The 13,903-nt window shown below is 30.0% G+C and carries 14 protein-coding genes; 1 reads left to right on the top strand and 13 read right to left on the bottom strand.

The window, feature by feature from the left end; all coding sequences use genetic code 11:
- Positions 1-111: 111 nt before the first annotated feature.
- The 12 genes from AC2FB1_RS10665 to ccpN all read right to left on the bottom strand — a co-directional run bounded on the left by AC2FB1_RS10665 (position 112) and on the right by ccpN (position 12,030).
- Complete coding sequence (locus AC2FB1_RS10665; protein WP_490675216.1) at positions 112-714, bottom strand: superoxide dismutase; 603 nt, start codon at positions 712-714, stop codon at positions 112-114.
- Positions 715-944: 230 nt separating this feature from the next.
- Positions 945-1,367, bottom strand: coding sequence for a Fur family transcriptional regulator (locus AC2FB1_RS10660; protein WP_490675214.1), 423 nt, complete (start codon positions 1,365-1,367; stop codon positions 945-947).
- A gap of 3 nt (positions 1,368-1,370) precedes the next feature.
- Positions 1,371-2,216 carry a metal ABC transporter permease gene (locus AC2FB1_RS10655; RefSeq protein WP_490675212.1) on the bottom strand — a complete coding sequence of 282 codons (846 nt, stop codon included), beginning with the start codon at positions 2,214-2,216 and terminating at the stop codon, positions 1,371-1,373.
- Between the two features lie 57 nt (positions 2,217-2,273).
- Positions 2,274-3,050 carry a metal ABC transporter ATP-binding protein gene (locus tag AC2FB1_RS10650; RefSeq protein WP_490675210.1) on the bottom strand — a complete coding sequence of 259 codons (777 nt, stop codon included), beginning with the start codon at positions 3,048-3,050 and terminating at the stop codon, positions 2,274-2,276.
- 117 nt (positions 3,051-3,167) lie between these two features.
- On the bottom strand, positions 3,168-4,058 hold the full coding sequence (locus tag AC2FB1_RS10645; protein WP_490675208.1) for a deoxyribonuclease IV: 891 nt from the start codon (positions 4,056-4,058) through the stop codon (positions 3,168-3,170).
- Between the two features lie 9 nt (positions 4,059-4,067).
- Entirely contained in the window at positions 4,068-5,414 is a 1,347-nt protein-coding gene (locus AC2FB1_RS10640) for a DEAD/DEAH box helicase (RefSeq protein ID WP_490675206.1), read from the bottom strand.
- A 24-nt stretch (positions 5,415-5,438) separates the two neighbouring features.
- Positions 5,439-6,542, bottom strand: a complete 1,104-nt coding sequence (locus AC2FB1_RS10635; protein ID WP_490675205.1) for a Nif3-like dinuclear metal center hexameric protein — start codon at positions 6,540-6,542, stop codon at positions 5,439-5,441.
- Between the two features lies 1 nt (position 6,543).
- Positions 6,544-7,221 (bottom strand): tRNA (adenine(22)-N(1))-methyltransferase, encoded by a 678-nt coding sequence (locus AC2FB1_RS10630; protein WP_490675203.1) that lies wholly within the window; start codon positions 7,219-7,221, stop codon positions 6,544-6,546.
- 104 nt (positions 7,222-7,325) lie between these two features.
- A complete protein-coding gene (gene rpoD / locus AC2FB1_RS10625) occupies positions 7,326-8,432 on the bottom strand; it encodes an RNA polymerase sigma factor RpoD (RefSeq protein WP_490675202.1) in 1,107 nt (368 codons plus the stop codon).
- Positions 8,433-8,711: 279 nt separating this feature from the next.
- On the bottom strand, positions 8,712-10,520 hold the full coding sequence (gene dnaG, locus AC2FB1_RS10620; RefSeq protein WP_490675201.1) for a DNA primase: 1,809 nt from the start codon (positions 10,518-10,520) through the stop codon (positions 8,712-8,714).
- A 63-nt stretch (positions 10,521-10,583) separates the two neighbouring features.
- A complete protein-coding gene (locus AC2FB1_RS10615; protein WP_490675200.1) occupies positions 10,584-11,396 on the bottom strand; it encodes a pyruvate, water dikinase regulatory protein in 813 nt (270 codons plus the stop codon).
- A 10-nt stretch (positions 11,397-11,406) separates the two neighbouring features.
- Complete coding sequence (ccpN, locus tag AC2FB1_RS10610; protein WP_490675219.1) at positions 11,407-12,030, bottom strand: transcriptional regulator CcpN; 624 nt, start codon at positions 12,028-12,030, stop codon at positions 11,407-11,409.
- Between the two features lie 329 nt (positions 12,031-12,359).
- Between ccpN and AC2FB1_RS10605 the strand changes: the two genes are divergently transcribed.
- Positions 12,360-13,751 carry a glycine--tRNA ligase gene (locus tag AC2FB1_RS10605; protein ID WP_490675199.1) on the top strand — a complete coding sequence of 464 codons (1,392 nt, stop codon included), beginning with the start codon at positions 12,360-12,362 and terminating at the stop codon, positions 13,749-13,751.
- A gap of 67 nt (positions 13,752-13,818) precedes the next feature.
- Here the strand turns inward: AC2FB1_RS10605 and AC2FB1_RS10600 are convergent.
- A partial coding sequence (locus tag AC2FB1_RS10600; protein WP_490675217.1) for an IS3 family transposase occupies positions 13,819-13,903 on the bottom strand: 85 nt, incomplete at its 5' end.

The following is a 13,903-nucleotide window of genomic DNA, read 5'->3' as shown; positions in this document are numbered from 1 at the left end:
ACCTCCGCATGATTCATTTTAATATGAATTCAACGAAAGTGTTTTTATATCATTCCCACTAATTGGGGTCAGTCCAGGAAAGAGATCACCAATAAATACTTTTTTATATTATTATTTAGTAGCAACGTTGTATAATTCGTCTACTTTTTCCCAATTTACAACATTCCAGAAGGCACTGATATAATCTGGACGTTTATTTTGATATTTAAGGTAATAAGCATGTTCCCAAACGTCTAAACCTAAAATTGGAGTTTTTCCTTCAGTAATAGGATTATCTTGATTTGGAGTAGTAACAATTTCTAATTTCCCGTTATTTACTACTAACCAAGCCCAACCTGAACCAAAACGTGCTGCAGCTTTATCAGCAAATTCTTTTTTGAATTCATCTAAAGAACCCCATTGTTCTTTAATTTTATCAACTACAGTACCTTTTTCTTCAGAATTAGGAGTTAATAATTCCCAGAATAATGAGTGATTTAAATGACCTCCACCATTATTACGTACAGCTGTTTGAATATTTTCAGGTACACTGTCTAAATTTGCAACAATTTCTTCAATTGATTTAGATTCTAAATCAGTACCTTCAACTGCAGAATTTAATTTTGTAACATAAGTGTTATGATGTTTGTCATGATGAATTTCCATTGTTTCTTTGTCAATATGTGGTTCTAATGCATCTGCTGCATATGGTAAATTTGGTAATTCAAAAGCCATAAATAATCATCCTCCTAAATAATCTTTACAATAATATTAACAAGCTATGTGATGTGTAACAAATCATTTGCTCTAAATCATTATTCACATAGTTGTCATACTTTTATTATACTCTTTCTATATCTCATTTTAGTAGTTTTTAAACATATATTTCAATATTAGTAAAAATTCAGACTTTTGACCTATAAAAAATCTTTGGAGCTTTTTGTGCCAAAGATTTTTTTACCATTTTAGTGTATACCTTTATTATGACAAGTTTCACATATGCCATATACTTCTAATTTATGAGTATGGATATATACATTGGGGAGAAATTGCTTAACTTGATCGATTGGACAAAAATCTATTACTTTTGTATCTCCACAATTTTCACAAATAAAATGATGATGATGATGATTAGTACAAGCGATTCTAAATTTCATTTCTCCATCTAATTCTGTACTTTCAACAATATTTAAATCTTTAAAAAGATGAAGATTACGATAAATGGTATCAAAAGATATACCTGGATAATCATTATCTAATTGTTGTTGTATATATTTAGCATTAATATATTTATCTTCTTTAACAAAGATATTAATCATATCTTCTCTTTTTTTAGTATATTTTAATCCATTGCCTTTTAAAATTTTAATAGCGTCATTAGTATTCATAATTTAATGCTCCTTTTTGGTAGTTCGTTTTGTTTTCTGTAGTAACATCGTTATTCCTAAGATTAAAACTAATAATACCACGATGACACCACCAGGAGATATATTGACATAAAATGCTAAGGTAAGCCCTAGAATAACAGAACATTCACCTATCACAATACTTAAAATAATTAACTGTTTAAATCCTTTAGTTAATCGCATTGCTATAGCCACAGGTAAGGTTATTAACGCACTAACAAGTAAAATCCCTACTACTCTCATTGATGCTGAAATGACCATAGCAACAATTGCTATAAATAAAAACTGAATCCATTTTGGTATATTTATAACTTTACTATATTCTTCATCAAAAGATAAAATAAATAATTCTTTGTATAGCAAAAGTATGAATAGTAATACAACAACTGAGATAATTGTGATTGTGACTAAATCACTGAAATTTACAGCACTAATGGATCCAAATAATAATCCAACAATTTCTTGATTAAAACCATCAGATAGAGAAATAAAAATTGCACTTAATGCAATCCCAGCACTCATTATAATAGGAATTGCAATTTCTTGATAATTTGAATATGAAGTTCTTAATTTTTCAATAAGTAAAGCTCCAATAATTGCAAATATTATCCCAAACCACATTGGGTTTATAAACGCTAATGCTGGTGATAAAGTAATAATAAACATACCAAACGAAATGCCACCTAGTGTAACATGACTTAAAGCATCTGCAATTAGTGATAATCGCCTTACTACTATAAATGCACCAATAAAAGGTGCGATAAAACCAATTAATATTCCACTTAAAAGTGAATATCTCATAAAATCAAAGTTTAACAATGCTTCAATCATGATATTCACCTCTTAATTTAATTCGTATACTTATCATAATTTAACTCCTATTTAAATTTATGCGTCACAGCATGAACGATTATGTTGATGATCAACAAATTTAATTGGATGACCATATATTTTTGATATTTCAACTTCATCAAGAGACTTAAATTCTTCAGTAGAACCGTGGAAGTGAAGATGTTTATTTAAGCAAGCGACTTTTGTTGCTGTATCTACAACTACACCTATATCATGAGTAACTAAAATTATCGTTATACCTTCTTCTTTTAAATGTTGCAATGTGGCATAGAATTCATTTACATGTTTTGCATCAATTCCATTTGTCGGTTCATCTAGTACTAAGACGGAGGGATTAGAAATTAAAGCGCGTGCGATTAGGACGCGTTGTTGTTGTCCGCCTGATAATTCTGAAATATTTTTATTCTTTAAATGATGAATGTTTAAACGATGTAAGACGTTATCTACACGTTCTTCATCACTTTTATTAAACCACTGAAAAATTTTTTTCGTTTTAGTTAAACCACTTAAAACGACTTCTTTCACACTAGCAGGAAATCCTGCAGTAAAAGCATTGGCTTTTTGAGACACATAACTAATTTTTAAAGCAGATTGAGTATTTTTCTTATAAGATTTCCCATCAATATATATTTCGCCGTGTTGTAATGGTAATAAGCCGAGAATTATCTTTAAAAGAGTGGATTTACCGGCACCATTAGGACCAACGATTGCAAGAAAGTCACCTCTATTAATTCTAATATTAATATTTTCTAGTACTTGTTTATTATCAAAATAATAATCAATATTTTGTAATTCAAAAACAGGTTGATTCATCTTTTCACCTCGCTAAATACTATACAATTATATATGATTTTTGTAAATAGTAATGTTTACGAATTAAAATAAGAGTAAGATAGTCACTTTAAGGTTACTATCCTACTCTTATTTTGATTATTGATTTAATATTTTTTCTTTTAGTTCTGAATCAAATTTTTGAGATTTTAACATTTCGATTTCAAAGCGATAAGGAGGCTTTTTATTTTTTTTATCCTCTCCTACATAAGGAGTTTCAAGAATTTTAGGAATATCTTTAAACACTTCATGATGTACTACATAATTTAATGCGTCAAAACCTATATATCCAAACCCAATATTTTCGTGACGGTCTTTATGCGCGCCTTGTTCATTTTTACTATCATTGACATGAACAACTTTAATGCGGTCTACTCCAATAATTTTATCAAATTCGTTTAAAACTCCGTCAAAATCATTTTTAATGTTATATCCAGCATCATGAGTATGACAGGTATCGAAACAAATAGATAAACGGTCATTATGTGTCACTCCGTCAATAATACGAGCTAGCTCTTCAAAATTACGTCCAATTTCTGTCCCTTTTCCAGCCATTGTTTCAAGTGCAATTCGAACATTGTGATCATGTGTTAAAACTTCATTTAACCCTTTAATAATCTGATTAATTCCTTTATCTGCACCCGCCCCTACATGAGCACCTGGATGTAAGACAATATCTTTCGCTCCAATCGCTTGTGTGCGTTCAATTTCATTTTGAAGAAAGTTAACGCCTAATTCATAAACTTCAGGTTTTGTTGTATTACCTATATTTATAATATAAGGAGCATGTACAACAATATTTGATAAACCATATTGTTCCATAACTTTGTGGCCCTTTTCAATATTTAAATCGTTTATACTTTTTCTTCTTGTATTTTGAGGTGCGCCTGTATAAATCATAAATGTTGATTCACCGAATTGATGTGCTTCTTCAGCCGATCCTTCTAACATTTTTTTACCACTCATTGATACATGTGAGCCAATTAACATTTGTTTCACCTAACCTTTTTTATTGTTTTTTCGTTGTTGTCTACTACGTTGTTTACTATATTGTTTTCTTTCTTGTCGTTTCATTCTTTCTACTTCTCGTTTAAATTTCTTTTTATATCCTGGTTTAATTTTATTTTTAGATTTACTTCTTACTTTATGTTTAACTTCATTTGTTAAATGATCATCTTTACGTTCACGTTTACGACGTGTATTATGTGCTTTTATTGGCGAAAGTTCTCCATTTTTTATATCAACATTGTTAAAATAATAACCTTTATCTTCAATAAGAGAAATATTTTGCTCTTCATCTGGATTATATAATGTTATAGCCACGCCTTTATAATTTCCTCGACCTGTTCTACCAACTCTATGAGTAAAGAAATCAATATCATTAGGGACATCAAAATTTACTACATGACTAACGCCTTCGATATCAATCCCTCTTGAAGCTAAATCACTTGCAATAACATATTGAAAATCTAAATTACGAATACGTTTCATTTGTTGTTTACGTTCCCTAGGTGATAAACCACCATGAATCATACCAACTTTGATACCAGACTCATTTAAAGATTGAGCAAGTTCATCTGCGTTTTCTCTACTGTTACAGAAAATAATACATAAATATGGATTTAGTATATCAATTAATTGCAAAGTTTTATCAACTTTTTCAGTCCCTTTAGTAGGAATCAAGTAAAATTCAATATTTTTTTTATTCTGCGATTTGTTGTCAACTACAACAAATTCAGGATGACTAAGATATTTATTTAAAAATGGTTCTAGTGATTTTGGGATTGTAGCACTAAAGACTGCAATATTAACATGTTCGTCTAATCGAGCAGCAATATAATCAACATCTTCTATTAAACCTAAATCTATTAATAAATCTGCTTCATCAATAATTAAATATGATGCCTTATGAATATGCAAATGACCACTTTGAGCTAAATCATTAATTCGAGTTGGTGTACCGATAACTAATTGAGGTTGTTGATTTGTTCGTTGTTTATCTTTTTCTATATCAGTACCACCGATAAATAAACTTACTTTAATATCTGATTGAAAACTAGTTAGATGACTAGCCACTTTATATAATTGCTGTGCTAATTCACGAGTTGGGGCTACAACAATACTTTGTGGTTCTTTAATTTCAGTATTAATTAAATCTATTAAAGGTAATAAAAAGGCATGTGATTTACCAGTACCTGTTTGTGATTGTCCAATTAAATTGGTTCCTTTTTTTATACGTGGAATAATTCTATTTTGAATTTCAGTAGGTTTATTAAAATTTAAATCTTTAACTGCCTCAATAAGATTTGGATTTAAATTAAACATTTCAAATGGATGATTAGCCATTACTCTGGCCTCCTTTGTATTTTTCTAAATATAATTAAATGGATCAGTATTTATTTCTGATGCTTCTATTTTAAATTGCTTATAATCATTACTTAATAACCATCGTTCAAGTAAATCTTTGAGTCCTTCTTTCATAACATACTCACTATAATGATTGATATCTAATAAATGAATGCCATTAGTTTTAGCGTCAAGCGCATCATGATGTTTGATATCTCCAGTGACGAAAACATCTGCCCCTTTTTTAGAAGCAGTTGTTTCAAAACCGATACCAGCGCCTCCAATAATAGCAACTGTTTTAATTAATGCATCTGAAGGACCTGTATAACGAACACTAGGAATATCTAATTGCACTTTAGCATATTTAGCAAAATCTTCTAAATTTAATGGCTCATTGAGTTCGCCTATTTTACCAAGACCATAATTAGCAGATTTAGTCATCTTAATAAAGTCATAAACTGGTGTTTCATAAGGATGATAATTAATGATCGCACTTTTAGCAATACTTAATTGATCTTTATGAATCATAAACTCTAACTTCACTTCATTTACATATTCAATTCGATTTAGTTCTCCAATATGAGGATGTGCCTCACCTACTGGTTTGAATTGACCAGTACCTTTAGATTCAAAGAAACAATATTCATAATTACCTTCTTTTGCTAATCCACTATTATTTAAATGATTTTTAAATGATTTTAAATTTTTTTCTGGAATATAAGTTTGTACTTTATAATAAAAAGATTCTTCTTCATTTAAAAATCTAATATTATTTAATCCTAATTTTTTAGCTAACATCTCATTGACCCCGTCAATGTGATTATCTAGATTAGTGTGCAAAGCAATAAGTTGAATGTCGTTTTGAATAAGCGTGCGTATTAACTTACCATATCCATCATTAACTAATGATTTAACACCTTTAAAAATTAAAGGGTGATGCGCAATAATTGTATTGTATCCTTTTCTAATTGCTTCTTCTATTACTTCCATTGTGCAGTCTAATGTTGTCAAAACACCTGTTATTTCTTTTTTGTTATCTCCAATTAACAAACCTACATTATCCCAGTTTTCAGCAGTTTCTAGAGGAACATGTTTGTCAATGATTGACATTAGTTCTTTAATTTTCATTTTAGAGCACCTCTTTTATCATTGATATGTCTTCTTCAATCTCTTTTAGTCTCTCACGATGTTGGATTGGATTCAATTGATGACGAATATGCTCTAAAGCTGTTAATTCTCTTTTCCATTTTTTGATAAAAATAGCGTTCTTATTTTTCAATAGAATAGGGCCAAATTTCAGGGCATTCTTATTAAGAGGATTAGGATTTTTCTTCCATTCACTAACTACAATCTCATAGACATGTCCTTTTTCTTCTAAAATTTCTTCAGCAATAATATCGTAATTAAGATGTTGAAGTGTCTTTCGTAAGGTTTCAGTTTGAATATTACTTTGCAAAATTAGACGAGGATGATGCGCAAGTTTATCTTTACCTTCATCTAATATTTTAGCTATCAAGGGACCTCCCATTCCACAAATTGTGATATTATCTACTTTATCTTGCTCTGTTAGTATATTAAGACCATCACCTAAACGCACATCGATATGTTGAGTGAGTTGATGCTGTGCTACATTAGTTTTAGCAGCCGTATAAGGTCCTTTTATCACCTCACCAGCAATAGCATCATCGCATAGATGATGTTGTATTGCATAAATGGGTAAATAAGCATGATCAGAACCAATATCAGCCAAGGAAGTAGGTAATAAGTATTGACTTACAACTTTTAATCTATGATTTAATGATATCATTGTTATCTCCTTTACTATAAAAAGAGGCTAGGACATGATATTGTCTTAGCCTCAAATTTCTCTATACATAACATCTATTCGTTAACATACATTTAGCAATAATCTTAATCCATAAAATCTTTAAGACGTTTGCTACGGCTTGGATGTCTTAATTTTCTAAGCGCTTTAGCTTCGATTTGACGAATACGTTCTCTTGTAACACCGAACACTTTACCCACTTCTTCTAATGTTCTAGTTCGTCCGTCATCAAGGCCAAATCTTAAGCGTAAAACATTTTCTTCTCTATCAGTAAGTGTATCTAAAACGTCTTCTAATTGTTCTTTTAATAACTCATAAGCTGCATGATCAGATGGGCTTTGCGCTTCTTGGTCTTCAATAAAGTCTCCTAAGTGACTGTCATCTTCTTCACCAATTGGTGTTTCTAAAGATACTGGCTCTTGAGCTATTTTAAGAATTTCACGAACTTTTTCAGGTGGTAAATCCATTTCTTCACCAATTTCTTCAGGAGCAGGATCACGACCTAAGTCTTGTAATAATTGTCTTTGAACACGAATAAGCTTATTAATAGTTTCAACCATATGCACAGGGATGCGGATGGTACGTGCTTGGTCAGCAATAGCACGTGTAATAGCTTGTCTAATCCACCACGTAGCATAAGTAGAAAATTTAAATCCTTTACTAAAATCGAACTTTTCTACTGCTTTAATAAGACCCATATTTCCCTCTTGTATTAAGTCTAAGAACAACATACCACGACCGACATAACGTTTGGCAATACTTACAACTAAACGCAAGTTAGCTTCTGCAAGACGAGATTTTGCTACTTCATCACCTTTTTCAATACGCTTAGCTAATTCAATTTCTTCTTGTGCACTAAGAAGATTTACACGACCAATCTCCTTTAAGTACATTCTTACAGGATCATTTATTTTAACACCTGGAGGCGCACTTAAGTCGTTTGGATTTAATTTTTCATCTGTATCTGAACTATCTTTTTCATTTACTAAATTTATATCATTATCATTTAGTTGGTCAAAGAAATCATCCATTTGGTCGGAATCCATGTCAAAATTTTGTAACTTTTCAGCAATTTCTTCATGACTTAAATGACCTTCCTTTTTACCTTTTTCAATTAATTGTTTTTTAACATCTTCTAATGTTAAAGTCGGATCAATTGTTTGTTTTTTGATTTTAACTTGGTTATCAGACATGAAAAGGCCTCCCAATCATATTTTAAGCTTTCAATTAAGATATTTAATTATATAATAATTTATTATAATAAGAAAAGTATATTTTATAATAAACATGAAATAGTATCATTCTATAGAAAATAAAAATGATATTCTTACTTAATAAATACTCATCTTATTATTTGTCTACCCTTTAAAAACGCATAATAACCATTATACAATAATGGTTATTAAATATAAATACTATATTAAAAGTTTATTATTAGTTTTTGTTTTTTAATTTAAATGATTCATTTATAACTACATGCGTTGCTTATTTTTATTAACTATTAGTTGTAAATAATATTTTTGAGCTTCTACGTCCCCAATTCTAAGTGCATCTTTTAATTTATGATTAAGTTCTTCAATAGAATCTTCATATTTATTTTCATTTAATATTGAAATATACTCTTCAATTTCTAAATCATAAGGTTCTCGGTTCAATTCATAATCATCAAGTTGTATGATTACCTCTCTAATATCTTTATCTTCAATATATAATATTAAATCACTAATCGAGTAATAATCATTTTCAGAATAATAATGTTTTAGCGCTTTAAAAACACCTTGGAAATATTTATTCGTAAAATCATTTTCCTCAAGTTGTTGATTGTAATTTAGAAAAATGTCTTTTTCCATCATAAAGTGTTTTAATAAAGCTCTTTGCGCTTTTTCACTTTTATTTAAATGTGTAAAAACAATATTTAAATTTTGAGAATTAGAAGTCGAATCATCCGTAATATTTCCAATATAGTCTTCTTCATATGAGATAAATTCAGGTTGTTGATGAATATTTGACATAATAGTATTTACATCTACTTTAAAAATATCAGCTACATCGTTCGCAATTTTATTTTTTAATATAGAAGATTTGACAAATGAAATATCTTCAGTAATCTCTTTAAAGTGACGCTCATATGCTAGGTCATTATTTTCGATTTCATCTCGATAGGACTGAACTTTGTATATAATAAACGATTTCTTTTCATTATTTATAAATTCTATAAACTTTTCTTTACCGAATTTAACTATATATTCATCGGGATCCATATTTTTGGGTAAGTGTACTACAAATACATTTAAACCATGTTTAAGTAAATGTTCTCCAGTTTTTAACGTTGCCTCTTGACCAGCAAAATCTCCATCAAACATTAAAGTTATATTTGAAGTTAATTTTCTTAAAACAGTGATATGGTCTTCTGATAATGCAGTCCCCATACTTGCTACTACTGTTTTCAATCCAGCATAATCAGCTTTAATCACATCCATGAATCCTTCTAACAACATTACTTCATCATTTTTTCTGATTGATTTTCTTGCGTTATCAAGGTTATAAAGTAATCGTCTCTTTTGAAAAATCGGCGTTTCAGGACTATTTAAATACTTAGGTTCTTGATTATTATAAGTTCTACCAGAAAAACCAACAATTCTTCCTTGCGCGTTTTTTAGTGGAAACATGATACGATCTCTAAAACGATCGTAATAACTAAAATTTTCTTCATTACGTGACAATAAACCAGCTTCATAAGCCAATTCTATATCATACCCTTTTTGTTGTAAAAAGTCATGACAAAAGTGAGAGTTATTAGGAGCATAGCCAATTCCACGCGTTTTTATTAATTCTTCAGTGAATCCACGATTAATGAGATATTTTAAAGCTTCCTCACCTTCTACTGATTTCATCAATGCATACATATAATATTCATTAATTAATTCATGCATTTCAATCATTTTTAAGTCTTCAGATGCTATTTGAGTTGTAGATGGATTAGAATGACCGAGATCTACTTTAATATTCACTCGCTCGCCAAGTTCTTGTACTGCTTCTACGAACGAAATGTCCTTAATATCTTGAGTAAATTGAAAGACATTTCCTCCTTTTTTACAGCCAAAACAATGGCATATTTGCTTATCTTCAGATACTGTAAACGAAGGGGTTTTTTCATCATGAAAAGGACACAAACCAATATAATTGCGTCCTCTTTTTTCTAATTTCACATATTCACTTACTAAATCTAAAATATCCGTTTTTTCTTTTATTTCATTAATTACTGACTGTTCTATACGCAATATATATCACCTATTAAATAGTAGTCATAATATTATATACTTTTACTGAAGATTTTTAAATCTTTATGCTTTATTTTCAATAATTCGTATAACATCATTAGCTGTTTCTTCAATGGCTTTATCAGATACATCAATAACCGGACATCCTATTTGTTTAACGATTTCTTCAAGATATTGAATTTCTTCTTTAATTCTATCTTCAGTTGCATATTTAGCATGTTCACCTAATCCTAATTGTTTAAGGCGTTGTTTTCTTATTAAATTAAGCTTATCTTCACTAATCTTTAAAGCTATACATTTATTAGGATTAATTTTAAATAGTTCATCTGGTGGCGTTACCTCTGGTACTAGAGGTATGTTCACTACTTTATAACTTTTGTGAGCTAGATACTGAGATAAAGGCGTCTTAGAAGTTCTTGAAATACCAATTAAAACTATATCAGCTTTAGGCAATCCTTTTGCATCTTTGCCGTCATCATATTTTACTGCAAATTCTATTGCATCTATTTTTTTGAAATAGGCATCATCCAATTTATGAACTCTACCTGGCTGATTGTAAGGCTTTTCATCATACGATTGATTAAGTAGAGTCATGAGAGGTCCCATGATATCAACAGATTTTAATGAAAAATAGTCTACCTTTTTCTTCATATATGCTTTGATTTCTGGTTCTACTAATGTATATACAATGATTGCATTTTTATCTATAGCTACTTGTACGACTTCATCAATATCCTTAAAGCTTTCTATGTAAGGATATCTCAAAAAATCATGCTTACAAGCTTTGGGATTAAATTGAGCTACACAAGCTCTAGCCACTAACTCTGCTGTGTCCCCAATTGAATCCGATGCAATGATTATCTTTATATTTTCCATTGATTATCACCTATTCTTTAAATAATGAAACGAATAATTTTGTTATTGTTGTTTTAGATATTCTACCTACAACTTTATATTTATTATTCCTTTTTTTTCTAACAACGGGAATTGAATCTATCTCCTTATCTATCATTTGATTAGCTGCGTAGATGACAAGTTCTTCTTCTTCTAAATAAACGATATTAGGCATACGTGACATAATGACACTTATAGGCATTGTATGAATATCTTGACCAATCATTGAGGCACGTAGCAAATCTTTTCGTGAGCTTACACCAACCAAGTCATCATTTTGGTTAGTTATAAATAATGTTCCTGTATCTTCTAAAAATATAGTACATATAGCATCGTAAATGGATATTTCTTCTTTAACAATAACAGGCAGAGACATATAATCTTTTATTATATATTGACGTAACTGATCACTTACTAATTTATTCTTGGATTTACCTGAATAATAATAACCCACTCGTGGTCTAGCTTCAATAAAACCAGACATAGTTAGAATAGCCAAATCAGGACGTAAAGTAGCACGAGTTAAATTAAGTTTATCTGCAATATGTTCACCAGTTATCGGGCCACCATCTTTAACTATTTCAATTATTTGTTCTTGTCTTTTACTTAGTTCTATAGATCTTCACCCCTTTTAATTTCATTTTTATTATACCTATTTATATATAAGCCTACAAATACATATAAATCCTTGCTATTAAATTTCCTATGAATTAAAATATGATTAAGCGAGTTAAGGTCGGTGGAAGCTTAACACTTTAAATTTGGCCTAACATCATCATTACATAAAAGCGAGTGTCTACACTAATTTGGGTGGAACCGCGGGTTATTTTGTTAACACTATATATTTATATAGAAGAATTATTAACTCGTCCCAAGATAATAATAAGTATAGTTTTATATTTATTTATTGTCTTGGGACATTTTTATTTTAAAAGGAGAGATAATATGGTTAAAGATATGGATACTATTGTATCACTTGCTAAACATAGAGGGTTTGTATTCCCAGGTAGTGATATTTACGGTGGTTTATCTAATACATGGGATTATGGCCCATTAGGTGTTGAATTAAAAAATAATATTAAAAAGGCATGGTGGCAAAAATTCATCACTCAATCACCTTATAATGTTGGTATTGATGCTGCAATTTTAATGAATCCAAAAACTTGGGAAGCATCTGGTCATTTAGGTAACTTTAATGATCCAATGATTGATAATAAAGATAGTAAAATTCGTTATCGTGCAGATAAATTAATTGAAGACTATATGCAAAATGAAAAAGGTGACGAAAACTTCATTGCTGATGGTTTAAGCTTTGAGGAAATGAAACGTATTATCGATGATGAAGGGATTGTATGTCCTGTAAGTGGTACTGCTAATTGGACAGACATTCGTCAATTTAACTTAATGTTTAAAACATTCCAAGGTGTTACTGAAAATTCTACTAATGAACTATTTTTACGTCCAGAAACTGCACAAGGTATTTTTGTAAACTATAAAAATGTTCAACGCTCAATGCGTAAAAAATTACCATTTGGTATTGGACAAATAGGTAAATCTTTCCGTAATGAAATAACGCCTGGTAACTTTATTTTTAGAACAAGAGAATTTGAACAAATGGAATTGGAATTCTTCTGTAAACCTGGTGAAGAAATTGAATGGCAGAATTACTGGAAAACATTTGCAAGTCAATGGTTAAAAGATTTAAACATCGATGAAGAAAATATGAGACTACGTGATCATGATGAAGAAGAATTATCTCATTATTCTAATGCGACTACAGATATTGAATATAAATTCCCATTTGGTTGGGGCGAATTATGGGGTATCGCAAGCCGTACTGACTTTGACTTGAAAAAGCATAGTGAACATTCTGGCGAAGATTTCAGATATCATGATCCTGAAACAAATGAGAAATATATTCCATATTGTATTGAGCCTTCTTTAGGGGCAGATCGTGTTACTTTAGCTTTCTTATGTGATGCATATGATGAAGAAGGCGTTGAAGGTAGTAAAGATGCACGTACAGTAATGCATTTCCACCCTGCATTAGCGCCATATAAAGCTGCTGTTTTACCATTAAGTAAAAAATTATCTGAAGAAGCAATTAAAATCTTTGAACAATTAAGTTCTAAGTTTTCTATTGATTTTGATGAATCACAATCAATTGGTAAGCGTTATCGTCGTCAAGATGAGATTGGTACACCTTACTGTATTACATTTGACTTTGATTCATTAGAAGATAATCAAGTAACAGTACGCGATAGAGATTCAATGGAACAAGTTCGTATGCCAATCTCAGAATTAGAAACATTCTTAGCTGAAAAAATTAAATTTTAATATAAAAAGAACCCGCTTATTATGGCACTGAATCCTTAAAATGGGAACTTAATAAAAACACTATGTTCTAGGCTACTAATTCTCTGTATTTTACAGGAGATAAGTAGCCTAGTTTTTGTTGAATTCGATTATTATTATAGTTTTTAATGTAT

The organism is Staphylococcus sp. CoH_129_LAB_1, assembly GCF_058191515.1.
Note: the sequence above shows the minus strand (reverse complement) of the source record. Positions and strands in the feature narration are given on the sequence as shown.

What these genes read in the sequence shown, in the direction of transcription:
- AC2FB1_RS10665 (WP_490675216.1), bottom strand. Translation starts at nt 714, where the DNA reads ATGGCTTTTGAATTACCAAATTTACCATATGCAGCAGATGCATTAGAA.
- AC2FB1_RS10660 (WP_490675214.1), bottom strand. Translation starts at nt 1,367, where the DNA reads ATGAATACTAATGACGCTATTAAAATTTTAAAAGGCAATGGATTAAAA.
- AC2FB1_RS10655 (WP_490675212.1), bottom strand. Translation starts at nt 2,216, where the DNA reads ATGATTGAAGCATTGTTAAACTTTGATTTTATGAGATATTCACTTTTA.
- AC2FB1_RS10650 (WP_490675210.1), bottom strand. Translation starts at nt 3,050, where the DNA reads ATGAATCAACCTGTTTTTGAATTACAAAATATTGATTATTATTTTGAT.
- AC2FB1_RS10645 (WP_490675208.1), bottom strand. Translation starts at nt 4,058, where the DNA reads ATGTTAATTGGCTCACATGTATCAATGAGTGGTAAAAAAATGTTAGAA.
- AC2FB1_RS10640 (WP_490675206.1), bottom strand. Translation starts at nt 5,414, where the DNA reads ATGGCTAATCATCCATTTGAAATGTTTAATTTAAATCCAAATCTTATT.
- AC2FB1_RS10635 (WP_490675205.1), bottom strand. Translation starts at nt 6,542, where the DNA reads ATGAAAATTAAAGAACTAATGTCAATCATTGACAAACATGTTCCTCTA.
- AC2FB1_RS10630 (WP_490675203.1), bottom strand. Translation starts at nt 7,221, where the DNA reads ATGATATCATTAAATCATAGATTAAAAGTTGTAAGTCAATACTTATTA.
- rpoD (WP_490675202.1), bottom strand. Translation starts at nt 8,432, where the DNA reads ATGTCTGATAACCAAGTTAAAATCAAAAAACAAACAATTGATCCGACT.
- AC2FB1_RS10615 (WP_490675200.1), bottom strand. Translation starts at nt 11,396, where the DNA reads ATGGAAAATATAAAGATAATCATTGCATCGGATTCAATTGGGGACACA.
- AC2FB1_RS10605 (WP_490675199.1), top strand. Translation starts at nt 12,360, where the DNA reads ATGGTTAAAGATATGGATACTATTGTATCACTTGCTAAACATAGAGGG.